This window comes from Maledivibacter halophilus (assembly GCF_900167445.1).
Taxonomy (GTDB): Bacteria; Bacillota; Clostridia; order Peptostreptococcales; family Caminicellaceae; genus Maledivibacter; species Maledivibacter halophilus.
Genome location: NZ_FUZT01000013.1, coordinates 23020 through 47765 on the forward strand (window position 1 = coordinate 23020; position 24746 = coordinate 47765).

Here is a 24746-nt window from a genome sequence, read left to right on the forward strand (position 1 = left end):
AATTAAAAAGACTTAGCAGAGTTTAAATTTTCTATAAATAATCTGGGTTAAAGTTTTTATAGAATCTATTATGTTATAATGAAACAAAATAGAGTTATATTTATAAAAATTGATAAAGGTGGTTTTATTTCAAATGTACAATAAAGGAAAATTTTGCATAGACAGTGATTTTGAAATAAGAACAGTTAGAGAAGAAGGTAATGATATAGACCTCTTTATTCCTATTGGAAACAGAACTTTGAATTTGTATTTTGATGATAATATAAAGCCTTTATATTCAAGAATGCAGTTTTCTATAGTTAGGAATTTAATAATTAGATATTCATTGGATGCAGAAAATAATATTGCAACTATTCACATGTTGAGAAGTATTGATCTTCATTCATCGGTTGTAAATTTTGAAATTGATTATAGGAATCATGTAATAGAAATAAAGGATAGAGAGTATTTTGTTGAAATGAGGATAATTAATAAAGAAGCTGTTGATAAACTTATTTAAAATTAAATTTATCAACAGCTATATTTTATTTATGTTAAAAAAATAAAAACTTAAACTATTCATAATAAAGAAGACATATAATTAAATATGATGTGATTGCATAATTAAAAACTTCATATTTTGACTTGAGGGGGTATTTTATGTTAAATGGTAGGAAGATTCGAGAGATCAGAAAAAATTTAGGATATACTGCACGTGATGTAGAAATTCTTACGAGAAGCAGTAAATATTGTACCTCAATTTCAAAATCATATTTAGAGGAAATAGAAAGGGGTGATAAAAGAAATCCAAGCTTCACAAAAATTGAAGTGCTTGCAAACGTACTATGTTGTAAACTAGATGATTTAGTTTCAAAAGCTGAAGCTTAATAGAAATATAGTATTGGTTTTATATATAAATTTTAGAGGAACGGTTTTAGGCCGTTCCTTTAAAGTTTATATGAAGACATAAGATTTTAATTTTTTGAACCTTTTAACAAGGTAAAATTAAAGCATTAAAAACCAATATGGGGTAGTTAGTTTTTTCAGAAGGTAATTATGCAATTTGCTCACTTACAAAAGGAGTAGATTAATTATGAAAAAAATTAAATGTTTATTCATTCTATTGATATTCTCTATTTTGTTAGTATACTTTTATGAAAATCACATATATTATCTAATCCCTTACAACCCTTTAGATGAATTAGACTCAGATACTCTAGTTACTTGTTATGTTAGGGTTAATGGTGATTCAAAAATAAAGAGTCATAATCCAAATAATAACGCTCTTATTTTTAAATATTTACGTAATTTAAATTTGAGACCTTTAAATTTAAACAAGAAAGAAAATAGAGATAAATTTCTTAAGCATAATTATAATACCTATTATTCTTATAAATTAGAATTTGGGCCACCAACGTATTATGTACATATTGATGATATATGGTTAGATAATCCAACCTTTGTTTATATTGGTTCTAGTAAACTTGGCTTCCGTAATGGATATTATAAAATTATAGATTCTAAATTAGATTATATGTATGTTAATGAATTGATTAATGATTCTAAAAAATAATGTTTGCTTAAAAAAATAAGAGGTTGTCTCACAATTAAAAAGTGACATAGCTCAAATTTTATGCAAAAAATGAAAAAAGATGAACTCCAATCTATGGATTGTTTGGGAGATATCAGGATTAATAGGAGTATGTATTGTTATAGTTTTAGGATTTTTCACTTTCTTATATTTACAGCTAAGAGAGCTGAAGAAAATGTTGATAGAATTGAATAATAAAATAGATAATTTAAAGTAAGGAATTAAATTAATGAATACAGTAGAGCCAATAAGGGACTTAAAAGGAGATTGATGCAGTGAAAAAGCATCTTTTAGGAGCTAGAAAGATGCAGTTTTGTTACCGATCATCATGGAGGTTTTAAATCACAGTAGTATTACTGTTACTGAAAGATATTTAGTAATTTTATCGTATCCTGGACTAGAAATAACACTTGACTGTGGAAAAAACTATAACCTCAACAAAGGATTAGTTATAGAACTAGATATTATTGGTTCAAATATCAAAACTAGTCGACAAATAGGCTTAGATAATACTAAAGAAAAAGTTATGTCATTATATAATTTAGAAAAAGAAATTTTCTATGACTCCAGCGATGAAGAGATACCTTCAGTTACCATTAGAGGCTTTAAAAGATTACAATATGGTGATAGTTATATGTCCTATGAGGAATATTGTTATATTCAAGATTCAGAAAATCCTACAGCCTTATTGTTTCTATTTAAAGAAAATAAAGTTGTCAGAATAATTTTACGGCATTTAACAGCAGGTTAGAATATGAATTTTAATAAATTGGATCTAAATTTGTATAGCTTGTTTTCTGCTATATATTAATATTTGAAACTTTTTATCTAGACCTGGGGCTATTAGAAATGGAAAAATGCTGCTTTGCTGCTGATCATTATGGAGGTTTTAAACCATAGCAGTATTTTGTTAAGTAGGTAGACATACTCTTGAGAAATATTAACAAAAGTAATGATTTTAAGGGGGATTTTGACATTTTTTTCACTTGTTATATGTTACTATCATAATCAAATGGTAATAATGATAAAGTATTATTATAAAAATATGGGTTTAGGAGATGATTAATATGGAGAAAATATTTAAGAAGAGTTCATTAAAAACTATACTTGTAATCTCGGTATTTTTAATAATTACATTATTTTTAATGAAAATGGGAATTAACAATAAAAAAGAAACAGTATTAGCACATAATAATGATAATATACAAATATTTATAGGAAATGTAGATGTTGAAGGCGAGGGGGTTAGTGTAACACTTAAAGATAGAGAGTCAGATGAAATAAATAATAATAATATTATTCATGATATTGATTTGATAGAAGTTGTAAATTTATTAAATTCTGCTGGTGCAGAAGTCATATCTATAAATGATGAAAGATTGCTTTTAACAAGTAAAATAGAAGCAAATAAAATGACAATTAAGATAAATGATACAGAGTATACTAGCCCATTTAATATTAAAGCTATAGGAGATTCTGAGATATTAAGTAATGCGTTGACAAATGAAACAAGTTATCTAAATTTATTGAAGGAACATGTAGAAATAGAAATAGAAAAGCATAATAAACTATATATCCCTAAATATAAAGGTAATATATATTTTAAATATGCAAAACCAGTTTATGATAAAATTGACTAATAAGTATAAAGTTTTATTCTAACAAAATCTCCTTCAGATTATTCAATTAGAAGGAGATTTTGTTAGAATGTTAAGAATATAAGAGTTTTAATTTTCAAATTATAGAATCATCTGCTAAAGGGCCAGATCTAACATTTAGGTGACTATCAAGATCGTTTAAAACAACCTTCGCTGGCCAAGATCAATCTCTACTAGGTTTGCTTTCTAAATATTTTGCTTTAACATAACCAAAACCACTCATAATAAATTTCCCTCCTTAATTATAAATATTTATAAATTTTTTAATGAAAAATTTAACCTGATAAATTTTTTACGTCATAGTTCCCTTGAACACATATACCAAGAGACCTAGTGTTGTGGCTTTTACAATGTGCTCCTATAGTATTTTCAGGCCTGCCCCTATGAATTTCGCCATCTTTAGGTACTAAGAAATGATAGCCAGATCCACTCCATCCCCTTTCTAGATACCATCTATGTATGTCATTTTTTAGCTTTTTTAGGGAGCACAATGAAAAAGCAAGAGTTATGATACCTAAATTGTATCCCATAGTTTTATCTAAAACCCATACACTTATAGCAGAAAACCAGCAATCTCAATAGTAATATTCAGAATTAAGGTTTATGATACAGTTCATTACAAGCATTGTAAATACTAACCTTTAAAAATGGCTTTGACAAAACAAGCAATTCATTGTAAGTTTATCTTATAGCGAATAGTGAAATAAAAGTATTAAGGGGGTATCAGGGTAGAGAAATAAGAATAATTAGATAAAAGATGATGAAATGTTGTGATTTTATATAAAATGAATACATGGGTTGAATTATGTATGACTTATAGGTTAAAATATTTATGTGAAAATAACAAATAAGAGGTGTGATATGGTTAGAACAATTATATGGGTTATATATTTTATTATCAAATTATTGCTAATAACACCAAAGCTTATAAAGCTTAAATCACTTGGAAGGCAAGATAAAATAGAGGAGAGGGATAAGCTAGCCTATAAAGTGGCTAGAAGCTGGGGAAGAGACTTAATAGAAAAAAGTGGATCCAAAGTAAAAGTTATAGGAGAAGAGAATGTACCAAAGGATAGACCTGTACTCTTCGTTAGTAATCATCAAAGCTATTTAGACATTCCTATTTTACTTGGATACATAGATAAACCAAAGGCTTTTATAGCCAAGAAAGAGCTTTCAAATATTCCACTATTTAGTACATGGATGAAAAGTCTACAATGCGTATTTATTGATAGATCTGATATTAGACAGTCATTAAGAGCAATAAAAAAGGGGATAGAGCTTTTAAAGAAAGGGTACTCATTTGTTATATTTCCTGAAGGAACTAGAAGTAAAGATGGTAATTTGATGGAATTTAAACCTGGAAGTCTTAAAATGGCTATCAAAGCTAAGGTTCCTATAGTACCTGTTACTATAAAGGGAGCTAATAAAATAATGCCAAGGGGTAAGATAGTAATAATTCCAACTGATGTAGAAATAATTATTTCTAAGCCAATATTTATAGACGATGGTATAGCAAAGGATTCTAAGGGCTTAACTGAGCAGGTATGGAATACAATTAATGATAATTTAAAATAAAAAATGCTATTCAAAATTTTGAATAGCATTTTTTATTTTAATTACATAGTAGAAATCACAGCTAAAAAACTTAGTATCTAATAAAAATAAACTAAAGGTTATTTTCAAAATAATTATAAATAATATAAATAATTTAACCAATAGAGGTAAAAATAAATATATGATAAGTAGATTTATAATTTATGGACTTTTAGGCTGGTGCATTGAAATTCTTTGGACGGGTTTTGGTTCTCTTTTAAAGGGAGATGTTAAATTAACAGGAAGGACATATATATGGATGTTCTTCATATACGGGCTGGCGGTATTTCTTGAACCTATTCATGAGCGAATAATGAGCTTTAATATTTTTTTAAGGGGAGGGTTATATACTGTATTGATTTTCACCATAGAATATTGTACGGGATGGGTGTTAAAAAGGGTATTGGGGGTATGTCCATGGGATTATAGCAAATGCAGCTTTTCCGTTAATGGCTTAATAAGATTGGATTATGCACCTGCTTGGTTTATAGCAGGACTAGTATTTGAAAAAATTCATATTGGGATAGAAAGGATAAGCAGTGTTATTAATATTTGAGGAAATTGTATAATTACCTTTCCCCGGAAATGATTATTACATATAGTTTCAAAATCTACAAAGTTATACTATATATTATACAATTTTGCCAAGTTAGAATTATGCAATTTTCTCAAATATATATAAATATATGTATTATTAATTTAAAATGTAAAATACTAAAAATTGTATAGAAAAATTAATATTAATTGCAAAATGGAGGTTTGTATATGACGAAAAAAATGAAGACCATGGATGGTAATGAAGCTGCTGCATATGTTTCATATGCCTTTACAGAGGTAGCATCAATTTATCCTATAACACCTTCTTCTCCAATGGCTGAGCTTGTAGATTTGTGGTCAGCAAACGGAAAGAAAAATATTTTTGGTCAAAGAGTTAATGTTGCTGAAATGCAATCAGAAGCAGGGGCAGCAGGTGCAATGCATGGTTCATTACAAGGTGGGGCTTTAACTACTACCTATACTGCTTCACAGGGATTGCTTCTCATGATTCCAAATATGTACAAGATGTCAGGAGAGCTGCTGCCAGGAGTATTTCATGTAAGTGCTCGTTCCCTAGCTGCTCAGGCCCTATCAATTTTTGGAGATCATCAGGATGTAATGGCAACTAGACAAACGGGCTTTGCACTACTTGCATCAAGTAGTGTTCAGGAAATAATGGATTTAGGTGGTATTGCCCATCTTTCAGCTATTAAGGCCAGAGTTCCTTTTCTACATTTTTTTGATGGTTTTAGAAATTCCCATGAAATTCAAAAGATCGAAGTATTAGACTATAAAGACCTGGAAAAGCTTTTAGATTATGAAGCTTTAGAAAAATTTAGAAATAATTCGTTAAATCCAAATAGGCCTGTACTTAGAGGAACTGCACAGAATCCTGATATATATTTTCAAAATAGAGAGGCTGCAAATCCTTTCTATGAAAGAGTTCCTCAAATTGTTGAAGAATATATGAAAAAAATAAGTGAAATAACAGGAAGGGAATATAAGCCCTTTAATTATTATGGACACCCTGAGGCGGAACATGTAATAGTAGCAATGGGCTCTGCTTGTGCAGTTATAGAGGAAGTAGTGGACTATCTTATTTCAAAGGATGAAAAGGTTGGTCTTATAAATGTTCATCTCTATAGACCATTTTCTGAAAAATACTTCTTTGATGTATTGCCTAAGACGGTTAAAAGAATTGCGGTTCTTGATAGAACCAAGGAGCCTGGAGCAGTTGGTGAACCCCTTTATGAAGATGTCAAAAGCCTATTCCATGGAAGAGAGAAGAGTCCTATTATAGTAGGAGGTAGATATGGACTAGGATCTAAGGATACAAGGCCTTCCCAATTTATAGCTGTATTTAAAAACCTTAAGAAGTATGAGCCAAAGGACCGCTTTACTATTGGCATAATAGACGATGTAACCTATACATCATTAACTGAAGAAGATATAGTAGAAACTACTCCTAAAGGAACAATTAGATGTAAGTTTTGGGGGCTTGGATCTGATGGTACAGTCGGAGCCAATAAAATGGCTATTAAAATCATTGGTGACAATACAGATATGTATGCCCAGGGATATTTTTCCTATGATAGTAAAAAATCTGGAGGGACTACAATTTCCCATTTAAGATTTGGAAGCGAGCCAATAAAATCCTCTTATCTTGTTTATGAGGCCGATTATATAGCATGTCACAATAAGTCCTATGTGAATCATTATGATTTGCTCAAAGGACTTAAAAAGGGAGGAACATTTGTGCTGAATTGTCCTTGGGATGAAGAGGCACTTGATGAAAAACTTCCAGACTCAATAAAGAACTATATAGCTGAGAATGAAATAAACTTTTACATTATAGATGCAATAAGTATAGCTCAGGATATTGGTCTTGGTGGTAGAATCAATATGATTATGCAGTCTGCATTTTTTAGCCTTGCAAAGGTAATTCCTATAGAGGATGCAGTAAAACATCTAAAGAAATCAATAGATAAAACCTATGGTGCTAAAGGTGAAAAAATAGTTAAGATGAACTATGATGCTGTGGATCAAGGAATAAAGGGGCTTAAAAAGGTAAATATACCAGATTCGTGGAAAGATGCTAAAGAGGATCATATAGATACACAGATTAAAGAGGAACCTGAGTTCGTTAAGAATATTCAAAGACCAATGGCTAGACATGAAGGCGATGAGCTTCCTGTAAGTGCATTTACAGGTATGGAGGATGGAACATTTCCCCTCGGCACTACAGCATATGAAAAACGTGGGATAGCTGTTATGATACCTCAGTGGCAAACAGATAAGTGTATACAGTGTAATCAATGCTCATTGATTTGTCCCCATGCAGTATTAAGACCATTTTTATTAGATGAAGAAGAAAAAGGAAAAGCACCTGATACATTTGAAACAAAGAAAGCTATTGGTAAAGGATTTGAAGGTTTAGAATATCGTATGCAGGTGAGTCCTCTTGACTGTACCGGTTGTGGTAATTGTGCAGATATTTGTCCTGCACCAAAGAAGGCTTTAGTAATGGTAGATGCTGAAAAAGAAATTGAAAGACAAAGTGAAAATTGGGAATATGCAGCAAACAATCTTAAATATAAAGATGATTTAATGAACAAATATACTTTAAAGGGAAGTCAATTTGCAAAGCCTTTATTAGAATTCCATGGAGCATGTGCCGGATGTGGTGAGACAGCTTATGTAAAGCTTGCAACACAGCTGTATGGAGACAGAATGATTATAGCAAATGCCACAGGCTGTTCTTCAATTTGGGGAGGAAGTGCGCCTTCAATACCATATACAACAAACCATGAGGGCAAAGGTCCTGCATGGGCCAATTCCCTTTTTGAAGACAATGCAGAATATGGATATGGAATATATTTAGGAGCAAAGCAAATCAGAAATCGCCTTAGGGATATAATGAAACAGGGAATAGAATCAAATATAGATAATCAATGTAAAGAGGCTTTTGAAGAATGGATAAATAATATGTATGATGGTGAAAAATCTAAAGAAGCATCTAGAAAACTATTACATATTATAAGAGCTCCTAAATATAAAGATAATATGATAATAAAAGAAATACTGAAAAAGAAGGATTATCTGGTAAAACCTTCAGTTTGGATTGTTGGTGGAGATGGTTGGGCCTATGATATTGGATACGGAGGCTTGGATCATGTATTGGCTTCTGGAGAAGATGTCAATGTACTTGTAATGGATACAGAAGTCTATTCAAATACAGGAGGACAATCTTCAAAGGCAACTCCAACGGCTGCAGCAGCTAAATTTGCAGCTTCGGGTAAGAAAATTCGTAAAAAGGACCTTGGTATGATGGCCATGAGTTATGGATATGTATATGTGGCTCAAGTAGCCTTTGGCTCCAATATGAATCATACTACCAAAGTATTTAAGGAAGCAGAAGAATATAAAGGTCCATCTTTGATTATTGCCTATGCTCCATGTGTAAGTCACGGAATTAAAACAGGTATGGGAACAACGGTGGCTCAGGAAAAGAAAGCAGTAGAAGCTGGATATTGGCATCTATATAGGTATAATCCAGAAATTAAGAGGGAAGGTAAAAATCCATTTGTATTAGATTCTAAAGAGCCTCAGGCTCCATTTAGAGAATATATAGAAAGTGAAATAAGATTTGCGAAAATACAAAATACATTTCCAGAGATTGCAGAGGAGTTGTTTAGTAAGGCTGAGTCTGATGCTAAGGATAGGTATCAAACCTATAGAAGACTTGCAGATATGAAGTATAATTAAAGGAAAAGCATAAAGTAATGATAAACAGTAAGATCATGGGAAGCATCATCTCCATGGTCTTATTTATTGCAACTTAGAATTTAGAGCCAAAAAAGCGTCTAAAGACGCTTTTTGTATTACTTTTGATTTTTATCTACCCAACCCTTTGCATTTTCAACTTCAAAAACACTTGGGAGAGGAACTCTTGAAACTTTTTTTATATTTTCAATATTAGCCCATGCTGCTGTTTCATGATTTTCAATCGATGAAGACATATTTTTTTCTTTATATCTATTATCTGTCATTTAAATCCTCCTTTTTAATTTTATAATATGCAAAGGAATTACATAATATAGGGATATAAGTAAAGACTTTAATTTATATAAATTAAGCTTTACTATGTGGACTCTATATAGATATTCCAGTAAAACTATTAATTTATACACATGAAAAATCCTTAAAATCTCTAGATATTTTGATATGAATAAATTAAGTTTTACTATGGGAAATCTATATAATTAAAATTTCTTTTCTTAATTATTATTTGTTAAATAATAAAATATATATGCTATTAAAATTTGGAATAAAATTTTAAAAGGAAGGAATGATTAGTGTGGACAAAAAAATAAGAAATACTAGGGTCGTTGTGGGAATGTCAGGCGGAGTAGATTCATCTGTGGCAGCATTAATTTTAAAAGAAAAAGGCTATGAAGTAATAGGTATCTTCATGAAAAATTGGGATGAAGAGGATGAATTTGGTTTTTGTACCGCAGCGGAAGATTATGAAGATGTTAGGAAAGTATGCTCTCAGATAGATATTCCCTACTATACAGTTAATTTTCAAAAAGAATACTGGGACAGAGTTTTTACTTATTTTTTAGATGAATATAAAAAGGGACGTACACCCAATCCCGATGTTCTATGCAATAAGGAAATAAAATTCAAGGCTTTTTTAGACTATGCATTGAAGCTTGGGGCTGATTATCTTGCTACAGGTCACTATGCTAGAGTGGATTTTCATAATGGAGAATATAGACTTCTTAGAGGAATAGACAAAAAAAAGGATCAAACTTATTTTTTATGTGCATTAGGACAATATCCTCTTTCTAAAGCTAAGTTTCCCATTGGTCATCTTACTAAAGATAAGGTAAGGGAGATTGCTTTGTCAGCAGGATTGGAAACTGCTGATAAAAAAGATAGTACAGGAATATGCTTTATAGGGGAGAAAAATTTTAAAGAGTTTTTAAGTAAATATTTACCTGCAAAAGCAGGAGACATAAGGAGTATTTCCGGTGAGCTATTAGGAAAACATGATGGACTTATGTACTATACTATAGGACAAAGAAAAGGCTTAGGTATTGGGGGAAGAGGATCAGGGAAGCCTTGGTTTGTTGCTGGTAAGGATGTTAAAAGTAATATACTTTATGTTGCTCAAGGGGCCGACAATCCAGCTCTTTATTCAAAGGGATTAATAGTTAATGAAATGCATTGGATAAGTCCAAGAAAACAAAAAAATACATTTGAATGTACTGCAAAATTTAGATATAGACAATTAGATAAAAAAGTAGCTGTGTATAATGAATTTAATAATAGATATAAAGTGATTTTTAATGAATCACAAAAAGCCATTACTAAGGGTCAGTTTGTTGTGTTTTATGATGGCGATATATGCTTGGGCGGAGGAATAATTGATGAAATACTAACATAAAATTAAGGGGAATATTATATATACAATATTATAGTTTATGGTATAATATTAGCAGCAAATTTTAAATTTAAAAATAAACAACTTTATAGATTAGATTTCCTATAGTAAAACTTAATTTATGATCGCAGCCACTGAGAATTCTTTTGGCTCATGTAATAAACCTGTTTTAAATTGAATAACCAAAAGGATAAACAGGTTTATAAAAATCGCTCAAAAGAAAACCTCAGAGGCTACTTACTTTCTTAAGTTTTATTGTCGATATCTATAGAAGGTTTAATAAATCTTTAAAATGAATATTAATTTGGAATATGGAGTGAACATAATTGAATAGCCTCCTGAAGTTTTTTAATAAAAATAGGGCATTAAGTATAAAGCTTTTATTTCTTTTTTTGGTATTAATTTATATGCCAATGGCTTTATATGCACATTTTGTTCATATTAGAACAGTTGATGCAGTAGAAAAAGAAAAAATAGATGATATTGAACAAATATTAATAAAAACTAGTCAATCAGTAAACTTTGCATTAGACAGTATTGAGAAAGGTGTTTTTGAAATTGTTAACCATAATGGTATGCAAGCAGGAATGGAAAACTTTACAATACTTACAGAATTTTATAAAAATAAAATGTCAGAATTTACAGAGCGACAAGTGGAGATTTTAAAAAGTAATGTACCCTATGTTGATAGAGTTGTATTTATAGATAAAAATGGTACCGTCATATTATCTGATGGAAATATAATGGTAAATAGCGATAAGTTTTATCAAAGTGATTCTTTTAAAAAATTATTATTTAGTAATAGTAATTTTTTATGGGAATATGGTTTTTCAGAGTATATATCACTTCAACCTAACAACGAGAAAAGACTAATGTTAATATATAGAATAAAAGATTTAAAGGGTATAGAAGATGTGGGGTACTGTTTTATAACCATAAATCCCAATAGCTTCAAGGCTTTATATGATAATACTAATATTGGGAATACTGGTGGAGTCGTTATTTTAGATGGAAATGATAATGGGGTTTTAAGCAAAGAAAGCTTTAATATTCCTGAAAAGACAGTGGATTATATATTACAAGAGAAGAGCTTTTATAAAATGAATAACTTAGATATATCAGGAAAGGAATATTATATAGGGGTTGCCCCCTTGTTTCCAATAGATTGGTTTTTAGTGGCAACGGTTCCAAGGGAAGAATTAACTAAAACTGTGGAAGAGAATCTTAAAAGTAATTTTACCCCAATTATTTATATAGGGATTTCAACGGCATTAATAATAGTTATAGAAACATTTATACTTTCTAAAGTGGTTACCGAAAAAGAAATGGCAAATTATCGTTTAGTTCTTAGTGAGAAAATGAATGAAAAGCTCAGGGTGTATAAGCACGATTTCACTAATCATTTACAGATAATCTGGGGACTTATGGAGCTAAAGCATTATGATAAAGCTTTAGATTATTTGATGAAGGCAAGTAATGAAGGTATTGTAATAAAAGAGAAATATGAAATAGGCGTTCCGGAAATAGAATCAACTATTTTTTCCACTTTATTAAAGGCAAGGGAAAAAGACATTGAAATAGAGATGGATTGTATAAAATTAGAGTCAAATTTGCCTATTAAAATCTATGATTTAACTAAGATTCTATCAAATTTGCTAAAAAATGCTATGTATGCTTTAGAAAAGGCCAATGGATGTGAAAAAAAGCTTAAGATTAAAATTTATGAAGAATTAGGTTTTTATGTATTTGAAATAATTAATAATGTTCCCATTATTCCTAGGGAGCTGAGGGAAAAAATATTTGAAAAGGGCTTTACTACAAAGGGGAAAGAAGGTAGTGGACTAGGACTTCATATAGTGAGAAAGATGGTAGAAAAAAATAAAGGCAGTATTGAGCTTAAGATTGATAAAGAAGGGAATCACTTTATAGTGAGATTTCCAGCATAAAAAGTGTACAAATATCTTATTAAAGGATTTTTATAAAAAAAGAGAATTCCAAGAAGGAAATTCTCTTTTTTTATTTGAATATTTTATTAAAAATATATACAAACTAATAATACCTGTATTGGAGGAAATAATAAATAATAGAAAAAAATTCTTGTTTACAAAATTTATTTGTATACATGAGATACTTGCATAAGTCTTTAGGGATTTTAAAAACTATAGGTAGTAGCTGGTCTCTACAAGAGGTAATTATGCAATTTTATCAGAAATGTGAAGGGTGACGATATGTTTAGAATTTTAAGGGATAGGATATTAGGAAAGAAAAGCCAAAGGATAGCAACCACTGTTGAAGACTTTCAACTATCTAAATCATTAGAGGATAATATAGATATGTTTAAAAAAATATTCAATAATGATGGGACTATTATTTTTAGGGAATTTGAAAGCAAAGATTCTTCTTTAAAATGTTGTCTGATATTTGTAGATGGAATGGTAAATAGAGATATTATAAATGAAAATATAATAGAACCTATATTTAAAATTGAACCAAAAGAATTCAATACAAGTAAGAGATCTATTGATATTTTAAAAAATAAAATAGTAGTTTCAAGTGGAGTTAAAATTGAAAAGGATGTGTATAATTTAATAAGTATATGCTTATATGGGGATACCATTCTTTTGGTAGATGGAATGAAGGAAGCTTTGCTGGTAGAATCTAAGGGTTGGACTACAAGACCAATAAGTGAACCAAGTTCCGAGAGAATAGTTAGGGGACCAAGGGAAGGTTTCAATGAGGCCATAATAACAAATCTAACACTAATCAGAAGAAAAATAAGAAGCTCTCAGTTGAAATTTGAATTTAGAGAATTAGGTACTCGTACAAGGACCAAGATATGTATTTGTTATGTTGAAGGAATAGCAAATAAAAAAATTTTAGAAGAATTAAAAAGAAGATTAAATGATATTGAGATAGATGGAATATTGGAATCGGGATATGTTGAAGAACTCATTGAGGATTCGCCATTATCTCCATTTGCAACTGTTGGCAATACTGAAAGGCCTGATATTGTAGCAGCTAATTTACTGGAAGGAAGGATAGCATTGGTAGTTGATGGGACTCCTCATGTACTAACTTTTCCCTATCTATTTTTAGAATATTTTCAGGCAAATGAGGATTATTATAATAGATTTATTTATGCTTCAATAAATAGAATCATAAGGATTGTTGGTTTTTTTCTTTCAACAAGTGTACCAGCTGTATATGTGGCATTAACCACTTTTCATCAGGAAATGATCCCTACGCCACTGCTCCTTAGTATTTCAGCTGCAAGGGAAGGCGTGCCATTTCCTACTATAGTTGAAGCTTTGCTCATGCTTTTTGCTTTTGAAGTCCTTAGAGAAAGTGGAGTAAGACTTCCAAAACCTGCTGGAGGAACTATAAGCTTTGTTGGTGCATTGATTTTAGGACAATCAGCAGTAAATGCTAGAATTGTAAGTGCGCCTATAGTAATAGTAACAGCCCTTACAGGGATATCAAACTTTTTAGTTCCTAAAATGATTGGTGCATTAATAATTATCAGGCTAATATTCCTTCTATTGTCAGCTTTTCTAGGTCTTTATGGATATATTTTTGGGGTTATAGGCCTGTTTATTCATTTAATGTCCATAAGATCCTTTGGCATACCATATATGCTAAATATCGGTTCCCTTCAAAAGCAGGATATTAAGGATACTGCTATTAGAGCACCTTGGTGGGTTATGTATTTAAGGCCTAAGCTTATTGGTGATAATGATAAGGTTCGTCAGACCAATGATGGCTTCCATGAAAAGAGGTAGTATTATGTCCAAGAAAAAGATTTTTTTTATTATTATCATCCTGTCCATTATATATATGGGAGGCTGCTGGAATTATAGTGAAGTCAATAACAAAATAATAGTAGCAGGAGCTGGGGTGGATTATAATAAGGAAAAGGAAAAGCTGGAATTAACAGTAGAAGTAGTTAAGCCTATGATGACTGGCGAAAAAATAGAATTTGAATCGGAGTATTTTACAAGTACAGGAGATAATTTATTTAATACAATAAGGAATATGATACCTAAAACGGGGAAAAAAATATTTTGGAGCCATGCCAAGGTAGTAATTTTAAGTCAAGAAGTCATAGAGGAGAAGGAAAAGCTTTTAAGTATTATTGATTTCATGAAAAGAGATGCTGAAACCAGAGATGATATAATGCTGTTAGTTTCCAGGGAAAAAACCGCCAAGGAAATATTGAAAACAGATATCAGAATCCATGAGATAATTTCATTTCATCTTGAAGATATGCTTGAAAATCAAAAAAGTGTATCAAAATATCGAGCAGTGCCCCTATGGAAATTTGTTGACGAATTATCTGAAGAGGGAATATCACCAACACTACCAACTGTAAATGTGGTTAACTATAATAAAAAGAAAATTAGTCAGATTTTTGGTACTGCTGTTTTTAAAGAAGCTAAAAAAGTAGGTTGGTTAAATGGAATTGAAACAAAGGCCTTCTTATTTATAATAGATGAATTAAAAGGCGGCGTAATAACAGTTAAGGAAATTCCTATAGCAGATAAACTTACAAATATAAGCTTTGAGATATTTAATAATAAAACCAAAGTAAAGCCCATCTATGAAGATAAAAAACTTAAAATGAAGATTGATATTGAGACTTTAGTTAATATTGATGAAATAGATGAAAATATAGATTTTACGAATGAAAAAAATCTAGAAATAATACAGAAAAAAGGGGGAGAAACTATAAAAGAAATGATTCACAGTGTAATGAAAAAAGTACAAGAAGAATATAGAAGTGATATATTTGGCTTTGGTGAAATCATAAGCAGAGAAAATCCAAAGCTTTGGAAGGAAATAAAAGAAAATTGGGATGAAATTTTCATAGGGTTGGATACACAGGTAAATGTAAAGCTTAAAATAAGAGGTAGTTCACTAAGGTCTAAAACAATTAAGATAGGAGATTAAAAATGTATGTTCTAGTTATATTAGGATATATCATAATTGGTACTATTGAAATGGTTCCATTGTATAAAAAGAATCAAAAAAAAGAGCTTATAGTATATGCTTTCTTTTTTACGGCTGCTTTTATTATAAGCTTGCTTCTAAGCCTAGGGGTAGAAATACCCAGTCCTACAAAACCCATCGAAAAAATTGTGAAATCAATAATGGGAAAATAACTATTTGTAATTGAGCAAATTGCATAATTATTTCTTCAAAAAACTAACTTCCACATATTGTTTTGAAATCTCCGAAGCTATACCATATATATTATGCAATTTTGCCAAATTGGAGTTATGCAATTTTCTCAATTATAAAGAAGGAGATATGATGAAAAAGATATATATATTTATAATAATAGTATGTCTGTTTCTTCTTACTAGCTGTTGGAATTATACAGATATAGATAATATGAGGTTTGTTTCAGGAGTTGCAATTGATTATGATGAAGTGAAGGGTGAATACATTGTTACTAGTGAAGTAGTTAAGCTGATAAAGGGTGGGGAAAAGTTTGGAAGTGCATTATTTCAAAGCAGAGGGGAAACGGTATTTGATGGAGTAAGAGATACTGTTATTAAAAATGCAAGAAGATTATATTGGGGACATGCAAAGGTAATTATACTCAGCAAAGATATTACCAGTAAAAGGCTAATATCCATACTAGATTATACAAGTAGAGATGCAGAGTTTAGAGATAATATATGGATTGTAGTGTCAAATGAGAAAACGGCAGATTCAATTTTGGAGAATACCTTTGAAGACCGTCAGGAAATAGCTTCATTTCATATTGATAATATATTAAAAAGTGAAAAAAATATTTCCACATATCATGCAGTACCTGCATGGAAGTTCATAGAAAAGATATATGATAAGAGTACTGCACAAACATTGCCAATAGTAAGCATATCAGAGAAAAATGGTGAGAAGATCCCCAAAATAGGGGGACAGGCTATATTTAGAGGGGGCAAAATAATAGGAACCTTAGATGAAATGGAGACTAGAGCCTATCTATGGGTTATTGATGAATTAAAGGGGGGCGTACTAACGGTGAAGACTAATATAGAAGGTAGTTTAACAGAAGTTACCATGGAGTTATTTAATAATAAAACCAAGCTGCAGCCAAAAAAAGTAGATAATAGAATAGTTATGAAAATAGATGTGGAAAGTGATTATGGAATAGGAGAAATATCAGGCGAGGTAAATGTTATAGAAAAAAGTGCTAGGAAGACATTAAAAAGGGATATAGAAAATCATATAAAAAAACAAATCGAAGATGTAATAAAAAAAGCCCAAAAGGAATATGAAAGTGATATATTTGGCTTTGGAATGAAAATAAAGGATAAAATGCCTGATGAATGGAAAAAAATCGAGCCCTATTGGCTAGAAATTTTTAAAAATATAGAGATAGAGATAAATGTAAATGTAAATATTCGTAGTAGTGCATTAACATCTGAACCAATCAAAGTAAAATATTAAATCAGTCTGGGAGGTAGTGACATTGAATAAAGAAAGTGTTTCAGAGATTCAGGGAATATGTTTAATCATTTTATTTATTTCTGGAAGTACTTTGGCGCTACCAACTGGTTCTGCTGCAGGGAGTGACCTTTGGCTTGCCATATTAGCTGCACTTGTTTTAGCTATTCCGCTATATATGGTATATGCCAGATTATTGGTTCTTTATCCAGGAAGGGACATATTTGATATACTCCAGGATATTTTTGGAGAGTTCTTTGGAAAAGCCTTGGGACTTATATTTATTTGGTTTACCTTTCATTTGGCAGTATTGGTTTTAAGGGATCAAGGGGAGTTTTTAATTACCCTTTCATTGCCAGAAACACCTATGATAGTTCCTATGATTGTGGTTACATTATTATCTATATGGATAGTTAAGTCAGGTATTGAAACAATGGGGAGATGGGCTAATCTTTTTGTGATCTTAAATGCTCCTATACCAACAATAGTAATTTTGATGTTAATACCTCAAATGGAAATAACTAATATTGTACCAATATTATATAATGGTATACATCCATTTTTACAGGGAACCATAGATACTTTAGTATTCCCCTTTGGAGATGTAGTAGTATTTTTAATGGTTTTTTTTGCATTGGGACCAAAAACCTCTACTAAAAAAGTATTTATTAAGGGATTGTTATGGGGCGGTATTTTAATAGCAGGGGTTTCCCTTGCAGAGATATTAGTCTTGGGTGAGGATTTATATTTATCTACCTACTATCCAAATCATAATGTGGGAAGTAAAGTTAGCGTTGGAGAGCTTTTACAGAGACTAGAAGTTATTACTATTGTTGCAACTCTCACTTCTTTCTTCTTAAAGACAAGTGTATGCTTATTAGCTATTAGTAATGGAGTGTCAAAAATATTTAGATTTAATGATTATAGAGTTTTAGTGACTCCCATAGCTTTACTTATATGTAATTTTTCATATTTCATTTTTGATAATTCAATGGAGCATTATGTGTGGACTTCAAAATTGAGCACATACTACTTCTTTCCCTATCAGATTATTTTACCTATTATTATACTCATATTTGCAAAGATGAAGAAAAGAAAGAAACTAAATAGTAAAAGATGATTAACAGCCTTCTACTTTATAGGACCTTGCTAATCATCTTTTTATCTTTATAGGACCTTGCTAATCATCTTTTTATCTTTATAGGGTCTGGCTCTTACTTCTTGTAATTCCCTTATATATGAGGGAATTTATTATATAACTTTAGGACTTGGGCAGCATGCTTGGATTTATAAAAGGGATTTTTATATATCATTTGCTTAATAATAGGTAGACCTAGAAAAGATACTAATTTGTCAAAGTCTTTATTATCAAAGGTGTTTATAGACCTTCTAAGCTCATGATGCAGTTTTACTGCTTCTGTTGTTTTTTTCATTAGCTTATTGTAGTCACCCTTCTTTACAATGGATTTAGCCGCATTTATACCGCTTTCTACAGCATTTGTTACTCCAAAACCCAATAAATTTCCTGTCAAGCCTGCTGCATTTCCCACTAAATAAACATTATCAATTTGAAGGGGATAAACAAAACCCGTTACATATTCTATATCCCTTGTTTCAAATATTTTATATTGGATATTTTCTTTGGTTAAAAAATTTTTCCAATAATAATTAAGTTCACTATAAGTAATATTATTAACTATTAAGGTTAAGTTGGCTTTGGATTTATTATAGGGCAATAGATAGGCATATGTATTTTTTGCAAAGTCAGTATTCAGCCACATAGCTATAGAGCCCGGTTTAAAATTTCCCTCTATTGTTGAAATTCTAATAATGGTATTAAGGTTAGAGGTCCATACACCTAGTTTTTTAGAAAGAATATTGTCTCCAGTGGCCCATACTACATAATCAAATTTCTCCTTTATTTTATCAATATCAATATATGTATCGAAAACTACAGGAAGGTTAACTTGTTTCATAATTTGGTTTTCCATTGAATAGGATTCAGAACCCCTTTTATAAATATATCCTAAGCCTCCCCTAACAATGGTTTTATTTCTCGGGCCAAACATTACTATCTTTTTTAATCTTTTTAAAGGTATTAATTGAAGACCATACTTTTTTGCAAAGTATTTTTGTGGACTGCAATTAAATTTAGAAAAAGTTTTAAGAATACACACATTATAGTCTAGGGCATCATTTACTGTGCTTCTTTTCTCAAAAATTGTAGGTGTTATTCCATATTTTTTCAATTCAAAGGCGCAGGATAATCCAGATAAACCAGCGCCCACTATAGCTACCTCCATAGAGTTCAACTTCCCTTCCTTGCATTTAAATTATAATAGTAATTTCCAAAGAGGATTATTAGAATGTAAGCAGCAATGTACATTAAAAGAGCATAAAATATATTCATATTTTCCCCATAAATAAATATTCTCGTTGTTTTTAGAGTTATAATTTCAATTATCATATTTAAAGTCACAAAGATTGATATTAAAATAATATTTTTTTTAATGCTTTTTGAAAGAAATTTATAAAAAAGCATTGCCACAATAGGAAAATATATGAGGCTGGATATTATAGTTATTTCTGGATAACCTGGATTTTCCAAAGGATATTTCCAGTACCCATAATGTAACCCTATAATTTCAATAGTATAATTTTCAGCAGCAATAAATAATCCAATTGGAAGAAGCTCTTTTAATTTTTTTTTGCTGATTACAGCTATAAAAATAATCATTAGAATTAAAACATTTCCATAATAAAAGAGTAAAGACCATGTTTTGATATCCATTATTTCACCTTCAATAAATATTAATCTATAAGAATAATATTTGTATTTAAAGCCAAAAATATTACTAGGGAAAATAGAAATCCAGGAGGGAAATAAATGAAAAAATTATCCCAAGAACAACTTATGGATGTGTCATTTACTTTATCAATAGACCGTGAAGAAATACTTTTGAAAAAGTATCGAGATTATATGGGAAGAATCAATAATAAAGAAATTAAGGATATAATTAAAGAGTTTAAAAAAACCTCAAGGGAACATATAAAATTAATAAAGGATTTAATGATAAAAGTTAATTTACAAGGTTAGGTGATAGGCCATGAAGGAAGTAGATATATTAAAGGACATACTTCAATATAAAATTTCAAATCAGCTTTTTTATAATGAAAAATTGATACATATACTGAACCCTGAGGTGAGACAGCTTTTTAGTGAAATGCGAGATGATGAAATGAGACAGATTGAAAAGCTTCAGCAAAAGATAAAAAGACTCCAAGCGAAACCCTATATAATATCAAAAATATTTCCGACAAAAAGCAAGTATTAAAATAGTTTTTTATGGAGGAATTATATGGAATGGATATTACTTTTTATTACAAATTGGGTTATTTTTTTATTGTTGGTTGATTGGAGAAAGTTAAAAATAAATATATGGTCAGGATTACTAGCTATAATAATGGCAATTACCGTAGATTTTTTTAATACAATCAATGGAAGATATATTATTAGAGATAGTATAATATCCATTTTGGGTACTTCACTTTTTTTTTTAATAGGTCCAGTATTTGTAATAGGAACATTATTAGCCCAATATCATCCTAGGAAAAAAAGCTTAACCATATTAAATACTATAATTTTGTTTATATTATATTCTTCTACAGAGCTTATTCTTGTTTTTAGGGGCGCAGTAGAATATTTAAATTGGAATTTTTATGACAGTCTTATAATTAATATAGGTGCCCTGTCTACTTTAAGCTGGTTTTCTATAGTTTTATTGGATAAATGGAGAGTTGAAGAATGAGTTTATCAGCATATATTTTTTTCGTTATTTTAATAGCCTTTGCTGTATACTTTTGGTTTAAAATATTACAAAAATATGGGGGATGATGAAAATGAAAATAGCAATTATTGGAGCAGGTTTAGCAGGCCTTTCATGTGCTATCGAACTACAAAAATATGGAATAAACCCCGATATATATGAAAAAAATGGTTTTATTGGAGAAAGGCATCCCCATGTTACAGCTTTACTTAATTTAATGGTTAGACCTGCTAAGGATCCTTTGGATTGTTTTAAAGATAATTTTGATATAGAATTAACTCCCTTAAATATGCTTAATAAAGTTACCCATATTTCATTAAATAGAAGGACTGAAATTAAAGGAAATTTAGGATACCTTTTTGTTAGGGGAAAAGAAAAAAATTCAATGAAAAATGAAATGTACTCAAAGCTTAAGAAACCTAAAATAAAATTAAATAAATTTGTAAATTATGAAGATTTATCGAGAAAATACGATTATGTTGTTATTGCAACAGGGAATACAAATTTTACTGAAGAGCTTGGATGTTCATATAGATTGGTTAGCACCTATTTAAGGGGGGCAATAGTTTTAGGGAATTTTGATCCAAATGAATTAATCGTATGGATAAATAAGGATTACACAAAGGATGGATATGCATATCTTACTCCCTTTAACAATAAAAAAGCCTCTTTAGTATTGATTGTCACAGATGTTAATGATAAGCAAGTAGATAATTATTGGCATAGATTCTTAATTACTGAAAGCATGAATTATACTATTGTAGAAGAATTTAAACTAAAACACTCTACTGGCTATGTATATCCCAAGAATGTAGGCAATATATTTTTTGCTGGCAATGCTGGAGGAGGAATTGAACCATTTCTAGGCTTTGGACAGGTTAATTCAATAACATCAGGGTCCTTACTGGCTAGAGCTATAGCTGAAGGAAAAAGCTACAGCAAATTATTAAAAAAAATGGATAAGAGTAATAAAAATTTATACGAGTTCAGAAAAGCCTTCAATAGAGCTGCAAATGATGATTATGATAAGATACTATCTTTTATTAGAACTCCGGGAATTAAGCAGATGTTGTACGGTTCTCAGGTAAATGTAATCAAGGTTGGAGGTACTATATTTAAATATATCAATAAAAGAGCAGAAAAAAGAAATACGATGAAGTAGATTAACTTAGTGTGCTAGTTCTCATATCAGGGATTTTAATATTTACTTTGTGTTATAAAATCATTCAAATGAAATATTAAAATCCCTTGAATCAAACTTACAACTAAATATTTAATTTGCTAGTACAACAGGTTAAATTAAGATAAAAAAGAAAGATGTAATTTATAGTAAGACAATCTTACTTAGCCAATTCATACAATGCATTTGCATATATCTTAGTAATTTTAATCAAATCTTCTATTTCTATGTATTCGTCTTTTTGATGGGCCAGTTCAGGCTGCCCTGGAAATAATGGACCAAAGGCTACTGCATTTTCCATGGATCTAGCGTAGGTTCCTCCACCTATAGTTATTGGTTCACTATCATCTCCGGTAAACTCTCTATAAACTTTCATTAGCTTTTGGATAACTTCGTGTTCCTTGGGAAGATAAATAGGATCCATATTTTCGAGAACAACTATATCAAAGCCAGTATCTTTGAGTTCTTTTTCCATGCCTTCAATAACTTCAGTATGGGTATAAGTTACAGGATACCGAATATTAACCGTAAGCTTTACACCCTTTTCATCCAAATCTATTACTCCTGCATTAAATATGAGATTTCCTGAAGGGTCATCTTTAAAACCACAGCCTATTGATTCACCATAATACTCCATACCTATTTTTTCACTATATAGTTTAATGAAGTCAGAAGCATCACCTTCAGCTAGATTCAAGCTGTTTAGGAATAATATGAGCTGAGATACTGCATTTTCACCTTTTTCTGGAAGACTACCATGGGCAGAAACCCCATAGGATTTGATAATGATTGTATCTTCTTTTTCTTCTATTTCAAGCTTAATCTTATTATTTTCTTTATAGGCTTCTAATTTTTCCTTTATTGAAGAATCAGAAATAAGATGAGCTTCACAATAATCAGGAACCATATTAGGTCTATTACCACCTTTTATTTTCAATACTTTAATGCCATTGTCCTTATAATTTTTTTTGAACCTTTTAGTTATGTCAAATATTAAGATACCTTTTTCACCATGGATTGCAGGAAAGTCGGCATCAGGGGTAAAAGCAACATCTGGAGCATTTTCCTTAGTTAAATAGTATTTTAAGCTATCCCAGCCACTTTCCTCATCAAGGCCAAAAATAATTCGTATTTTTTTATTTAGTTTTAAGCCTGATTCTTTAATTGCTTTCATAGCATATAAAGCAGAAACAGCAGGACCTTTATCATCTATAGTTCCTCTTCCATAGATTTTACCATCGTGGATTTCTCCACCATAGGGAGGGTATGTCCAATTATCCCCTTCTGGGACAACATCAAGATGAACTAATACACCTACAACCTCTTCTCCATCACCAAATTCAGCATGACCACCATAGTTATCAATATTTTTTGTTTTGAAGCCAACTTTTTCCGATAGATTTAAAGCATGCATAAAACATTCATGGATATCCTGACCAAAGGGCATTTCATCCTTTGGAGAATCCTTTACACTTTTTAATCTAATTATTTCTTGGGTAGATCCTATAATTTCATCACGCATTTCTTCAACTTTTTGTTCTAGATTCATATTGATTCCCCCAATATTTATTTTCTTCATATTAACCCATTATGGAATATTTTTCAAGACCTCAATCAAACAGGTAGGTATATACAATTGAGGAAACTACATAATACATGTAAAGAATTTTAAAATTAATAATGTTAATTATGCAATTTCCTCAATTATTTTTGATTTTAAGTAGTATTATTAGTATAATTACCATATATGAATATAGAAAATTTAAAATTTTTAGGGGTGTACTTAGATTATGTATACTTTAGATGAGTTAAAACAAATTACCTATAAATGTAGAAGATGTGGATTGTGTAAAGGGCGGACTAATGTGGTTTTTGGACAGGGAAATCCAAAGGCGGATATAATGTTTATAGGAGAAGGACCAGGAAGACAGGAGGACCTTAAGGGAATAGCATTCATTGGAGCGGCAGGACAGCTCTTTACTAAAGGATTAAATGCAATTGGTCTTAAGAGAGAAGAGATTTATATAGCAAATATAGTAAAATGTCGTCCACCTAACAATAGAAATCCAAAAGAAGATGAGATGAAGGCCTGCTTACCTTACTTAAGATGGCAGGTAAAGATTATAAAACCAAAAATAATCGTATGCTTAGGTTCTGTTGCTGCTAAAAAAATAATAGATGAGAACCTAAAGATTACTAAACAAAGAGGACAATGGATAGAGAAAAAAGGTTGTATGATACTTCCAACCTTTCACCCGGCAGCACTTCTTAGGGATGAAAATAAAAAAAGACCTTTTTGGGAAGATTTAAAAGAAGTTAAAAGAATGTATAAGGAAATAAATAGACCTGAATGATTATGGATTTGTAGTTTTAATTGATAAGTTTTATTATGATATAGGGATTTAAGTAAAGCCTTTAATTTATACATGTCCAAAACTCCTAGAAGCACTGAGTATTTGCACATGTATAAACTAAG

26 protein-coding genes are annotated in these 24746 nt (G+C 30.4%); 21 read left to right on the forward strand and 5 right to left on the reverse strand.

What is annotated here, in order from left to right; all coding sequences use genetic code 11:
- Positions 1–133: 133 nt before the first annotated feature.
- The 6 genes from B5X81_RS21015 (at position 134) to B5X81_RS21035 (ending at position 3210) form a co-directional block, all read left to right on the forward strand.
- Positions 134–499: a hypothetical protein gene (locus B5X81_RS21015; protein WP_079494625.1), complete on the forward strand. Its 366-nt coding sequence runs from the start codon at positions 134–136 to the stop codon at positions 497–499.
- Positions 500–639: 140 nt separating this feature from the next.
- Positions 640–867, forward strand: a complete 228-nt coding sequence (locus B5X81_RS21020; RefSeq protein ID WP_079494627.1) for a helix-turn-helix domain-containing protein — start codon at positions 640–642, stop codon at positions 865–867.
- A 205-nt stretch (positions 868–1072) separates the two neighbouring features.
- A complete protein-coding gene (locus tag B5X81_RS21025; protein ID WP_079494629.1) occupies positions 1073–1552 on the forward strand; it encodes a hypothetical protein in 480 nt (159 codons plus the stop codon).
- Between the two features lie 60 nt (positions 1553–1612).
- Positions 1613–1765: a hypothetical protein gene (locus B5X81_RS27920; protein ID WP_208985114.1), complete on the forward strand. Its 153-nt coding sequence runs from the start codon at positions 1613–1615 to the stop codon at positions 1763–1765.
- A gap of 133 nt (positions 1766–1898) precedes the next feature.
- Positions 1899–2321: a hypothetical protein gene (locus tag B5X81_RS21030; protein WP_079494631.1), complete on the forward strand. Its 423-nt coding sequence runs from the start codon at positions 1899–1901 to the stop codon at positions 2319–2321.
- 316 nt (positions 2322–2637) lie between these two features.
- Positions 2638–3210 carry a DUF881 domain-containing protein gene (locus tag B5X81_RS21035; protein WP_170917532.1) on the forward strand — a complete coding sequence of 191 codons (573 nt, stop codon included), beginning with the start codon at positions 2638–2640 and terminating at the stop codon, positions 3208–3210.
- A gap of 293 nt (positions 3211–3503) precedes the next feature.
- Here the strand turns inward: B5X81_RS21035 and B5X81_RS21040 are convergent, their stop codons facing one another.
- A complete protein-coding gene (locus B5X81_RS21040; RefSeq protein WP_079494635.1) occupies positions 3504–3758 on the reverse strand; it encodes an N-acetylmuramoyl-L-alanine amidase in 255 nt (84 codons plus the stop codon).
- 331 nt (positions 3759–4089) lie between these two features.
- On the opposite strand from B5X81_RS21040, the gene B5X81_RS21045 reads away from it, so the two are divergent.
- The 3 genes from B5X81_RS21045 (at position 4090) to nifJ (ending at position 9126) form a co-directional block, all read left to right on the forward strand.
- Positions 4090–4806: a lysophospholipid acyltransferase family protein gene (locus B5X81_RS21045; protein WP_079494637.1), complete on the forward strand. Its 717-nt coding sequence runs from the start codon at positions 4090–4092 to the stop codon at positions 4804–4806.
- Positions 4807–4966: 160 nt separating this feature from the next.
- Positions 4967–5380, forward strand: coding sequence for a putative ABC transporter permease (locus B5X81_RS21050; protein WP_079494639.1), 414 nt, complete (start codon positions 4967–4969; stop codon positions 5378–5380).
- 209 nt (positions 5381–5589) lie between these two features.
- Positions 5590–9126: a pyruvate:ferredoxin (flavodoxin) oxidoreductase gene (gene nifJ, locus B5X81_RS21055; protein ID WP_079494640.1), complete on the forward strand. Its 3537-nt coding sequence runs from the start codon at positions 5590–5592 to the stop codon at positions 9124–9126.
- 116 nt (positions 9127–9242) lie between these two features.
- On the opposite strand, the gene B5X81_RS21060 is transcribed toward nifJ, so the two are convergent.
- Positions 9243–9410 carry a CDIF630_02480 family spore surface protein gene (locus tag B5X81_RS21060; RefSeq protein ID WP_079494641.1) on the reverse strand — a complete coding sequence of 56 codons (168 nt, stop codon included), beginning with the start codon at positions 9408–9410 and terminating at the stop codon, positions 9243–9245.
- 308 nt (positions 9411–9718) lie between these two features.
- Here B5X81_RS21060 and mnmA point away from each other — a divergent pair, with 308 nt between their 5' ends.
- The 7 genes from mnmA to B5X81_RS21095 all read left to right on the forward strand — a co-directional run bounded on the left by mnmA (position 9719) and on the right by B5X81_RS21095 (position 18383).
- Positions 9719–10813: a tRNA 2-thiouridine(34) synthase MnmA gene (mnmA, locus tag B5X81_RS21065; RefSeq protein WP_280175292.1), complete on the forward strand. Its 1095-nt coding sequence runs from the start codon at positions 9719–9721 to the stop codon at positions 10811–10813.
- Between the two features lie 323 nt (positions 10814–11136).
- The gene (locus B5X81_RS21070) at positions 11137–12756 is read left to right on the forward strand and encodes an ATP-binding protein (protein ID WP_079494643.1); all 1620 of its coding nucleotides are present in this window, start codon (positions 11137–11139) and stop codon (positions 12754–12756) included.
- Positions 12757–13038: 282 nt separating this feature from the next.
- On the forward strand, positions 13039–14589 hold the full coding sequence (locus B5X81_RS21075; RefSeq protein ID WP_079494644.1) for a spore germination protein: 1551 nt from the start codon (positions 13039–13041) through the stop codon (positions 14587–14589).
- Between the two features lie 4 nt (positions 14590–14593).
- On the forward strand, positions 14594–15757 hold the full coding sequence (locus tag B5X81_RS21080; protein ID WP_170917533.1) for a Ger(x)C family spore germination protein: 1164 nt from the start codon (positions 14594–14596) through the stop codon (positions 15755–15757).
- Between the two features lie 2 nt (positions 15758–15759).
- Positions 15760–15969, forward strand: coding sequence for a hypothetical protein (locus tag B5X81_RS21085; RefSeq protein ID WP_079494646.1), 210 nt, complete (start codon positions 15760–15762; stop codon positions 15967–15969).
- A gap of 151 nt (positions 15970–16120) precedes the next feature.
- Complete coding sequence (locus B5X81_RS21090) at positions 16121–17266, forward strand: Ger(x)C family spore germination protein (protein ID WP_170917534.1); 1146 nt, start codon at positions 16121–16123, stop codon at positions 17264–17266.
- Positions 17267–17288: 22 nt separating this feature from the next.
- Complete coding sequence (locus B5X81_RS21095) at positions 17289–18383, forward strand: GerAB/ArcD/ProY family transporter (RefSeq protein WP_170917535.1); 1095 nt, start codon at positions 17289–17291, stop codon at positions 18381–18383.
- 112 nt (positions 18384–18495) lie between these two features.
- On the opposite strand, the gene B5X81_RS21100 is transcribed toward B5X81_RS21095, so the two are convergent.
- Both B5X81_RS21100 and B5X81_RS21105 read right to left on the reverse strand, forming a co-directional pair.
- Positions 18496–19566, reverse strand: a complete 1071-nt coding sequence (locus B5X81_RS21100; RefSeq protein ID WP_079494649.1) for an NAD(P)/FAD-dependent oxidoreductase — start codon at positions 19564–19566, stop codon at positions 18496–18498.
- 5 nt (positions 19567–19571) lie between these two features.
- Positions 19572–20054, reverse strand: coding sequence for a CBO0543 family protein (locus B5X81_RS21105; protein WP_079494650.1), 483 nt, complete (start codon positions 20052–20054; stop codon positions 19572–19574).
- Positions 20055–20150: 96 nt separating this feature from the next.
- Between B5X81_RS21105 and B5X81_RS21110 the strand changes: the two genes are divergently transcribed.
- The 4 genes from B5X81_RS21110 (at position 20151) to B5X81_RS21125 (ending at position 22252) form a co-directional block, all read left to right on the forward strand.
- The gene (locus tag B5X81_RS21110; RefSeq protein ID WP_079494651.1) at positions 20151–20360 is read left to right on the forward strand and encodes a hypothetical protein; all 210 of its coding nucleotides are present in this window, start codon (positions 20151–20153) and stop codon (positions 20358–20360) included.
- Between the two features lie 10 nt (positions 20361–20370).
- Entirely contained in the window at positions 20371–20598 is a 228-nt protein-coding gene (locus B5X81_RS21115) for a ferritin family protein (RefSeq protein ID WP_079494652.1), read from the forward strand.
- Positions 20599–20622: 24 nt separating this feature from the next.
- Positions 20623–21072: a hypothetical protein gene (locus B5X81_RS21120; RefSeq protein ID WP_079494653.1), complete on the forward strand. Its 450-nt coding sequence runs from the start codon at positions 20623–20625 to the stop codon at positions 21070–21072.
- A gap of 91 nt (positions 21073–21163) precedes the next feature.
- A complete protein-coding gene (locus B5X81_RS21125; protein ID WP_079494654.1) occupies positions 21164–22252 on the forward strand; it encodes an NAD(P)/FAD-dependent oxidoreductase in 1089 nt (362 codons plus the stop codon).
- Between the two features lie 178 nt (positions 22253–22430).
- Here B5X81_RS21125 and pepV read toward each other — a convergent pair whose 3' ends face one another.
- Entirely contained in the window at positions 22431–23819 is a 1389-nt protein-coding gene (gene pepV, locus B5X81_RS21130; protein WP_079494655.1) for a dipeptidase PepV, read from the reverse strand.
- A 241-nt stretch (positions 23820–24060) separates the two neighbouring features.
- On the opposite strand from pepV, the gene B5X81_RS21135 reads away from it, so the two are divergent.
- On the forward strand, positions 24061–24624 hold the full coding sequence (locus B5X81_RS21135; protein ID WP_079494656.1) for a uracil-DNA glycosylase: 564 nt from the start codon (positions 24061–24063) through the stop codon (positions 24622–24624).
- Positions 24625–24746 lie beyond the last annotated feature (122 nt).

Excerpts from the sequence above, each read along its gene's own strand:
- B5X81_RS21015 (WP_079494625.1), top strand. The coding sequence starts at position 134 with ATGTACAATAAAGGAAAATTTTGCATAGACAGTGATTTTGAAATAAGA.
- B5X81_RS21020 (WP_079494627.1), top strand. The coding sequence starts at position 640 with ATGTTAAATGGTAGGAAGATTCGAGAGATCAGAAAAAATTTAGGATAT.
- B5X81_RS21025 (WP_079494629.1), top strand. The coding sequence starts at position 1,073 with ATGAAAAAAATTAAATGTTTATTCATTCTATTGATATTCTCTATTTTG.
- B5X81_RS27920 (WP_208985114.1), top strand. The coding sequence starts at position 1,613 with ATGCAAAAAATGAAAAAAGATGAACTCCAATCTATGGATTGTTTGGGA.
- B5X81_RS21030 (WP_079494631.1), top strand. The coding sequence starts at position 1,899 with ATGGAGGTTTTAAATCACAGTAGTATTACTGTTACTGAAAGATATTTA.
- B5X81_RS21035 (WP_170917532.1), top strand. The coding sequence starts at position 2,638 with ATGGAGAAAATATTTAAGAAGAGTTCATTAAAAACTATACTTGTAATC.
- B5X81_RS21040 (WP_079494635.1), bottom strand. The coding sequence starts at position 3,758 with ATGGGATACAATTTAGGTATCATAACTCTTGCTTTTTCATTGTGCTCC.
- B5X81_RS21045 (WP_079494637.1), top strand. The coding sequence starts at position 4,090 with ATGGTTAGAACAATTATATGGGTTATATATTTTATTATCAAATTATTG.
- B5X81_RS21050 (WP_079494639.1), top strand. The coding sequence starts at position 4,967 with ATGATAAGTAGATTTATAATTTATGGACTTTTAGGCTGGTGCATTGAA.
- nifJ (WP_079494640.1), top strand. The coding sequence starts at position 5,590 with ATGACGAAAAAAATGAAGACCATGGATGGTAATGAAGCTGCTGCATAT.
- B5X81_RS21060 (WP_079494641.1), bottom strand. The coding sequence starts at position 9,410 with ATGACAGATAATAGATATAAAGAAAAAAATATGTCTTCATCGATTGAA.
- B5X81_RS21075 (WP_079494644.1), top strand. The coding sequence starts at position 13,039 with ATGTTTAGAATTTTAAGGGATAGGATATTAGGAAAGAAAAGCCAAAGG.
- B5X81_RS21080 (WP_170917533.1), top strand. The coding sequence starts at position 14,594 with ATGTCCAAGAAAAAGATTTTTTTTATTATTATCATCCTGTCCATTATA.
- B5X81_RS21085 (WP_079494646.1), top strand. The coding sequence starts at position 15,760 with ATGTATGTTCTAGTTATATTAGGATATATCATAATTGGTACTATTGAA.
- B5X81_RS21090 (WP_170917534.1), top strand. The coding sequence starts at position 16,121 with ATGAAAAAGATATATATATTTATAATAATAGTATGTCTGTTTCTTCTT.
- B5X81_RS21100 (WP_079494649.1), bottom strand. The coding sequence starts at position 19,566 with ATGGAGGTAGCTATAGTGGGCGCTGGTTTATCTGGATTATCCTGCGCC.
- B5X81_RS21105 (WP_079494650.1), bottom strand. The coding sequence starts at position 20,054 with ATGGATATCAAAACATGGTCTTTACTCTTTTATTATGGAAATGTTTTA.
- B5X81_RS21110 (WP_079494651.1), top strand. The coding sequence starts at position 20,151 with ATGAAAAAATTATCCCAAGAACAACTTATGGATGTGTCATTTACTTTA.
- B5X81_RS21115 (WP_079494652.1), top strand. The coding sequence starts at position 20,371 with ATGAAGGAAGTAGATATATTAAAGGACATACTTCAATATAAAATTTCA.
- B5X81_RS21120 (WP_079494653.1), top strand. The coding sequence starts at position 20,623 with ATGGAATGGATATTACTTTTTATTACAAATTGGGTTATTTTTTTATTG.
- B5X81_RS21125 (WP_079494654.1), top strand. The coding sequence starts at position 21,164 with ATGAAAATAGCAATTATTGGAGCAGGTTTAGCAGGCCTTTCATGTGCT.
- pepV (WP_079494655.1), bottom strand. The coding sequence starts at position 23,819 with ATGAATCTAGAACAAAAAGTTGAAGAAATGCGTGATGAAATTATAGGA.
- B5X81_RS21135 (WP_079494656.1), top strand. The coding sequence starts at position 24,061 with ATGTATACTTTAGATGAGTTAAAACAAATTACCTATAAATGTAGAAGA.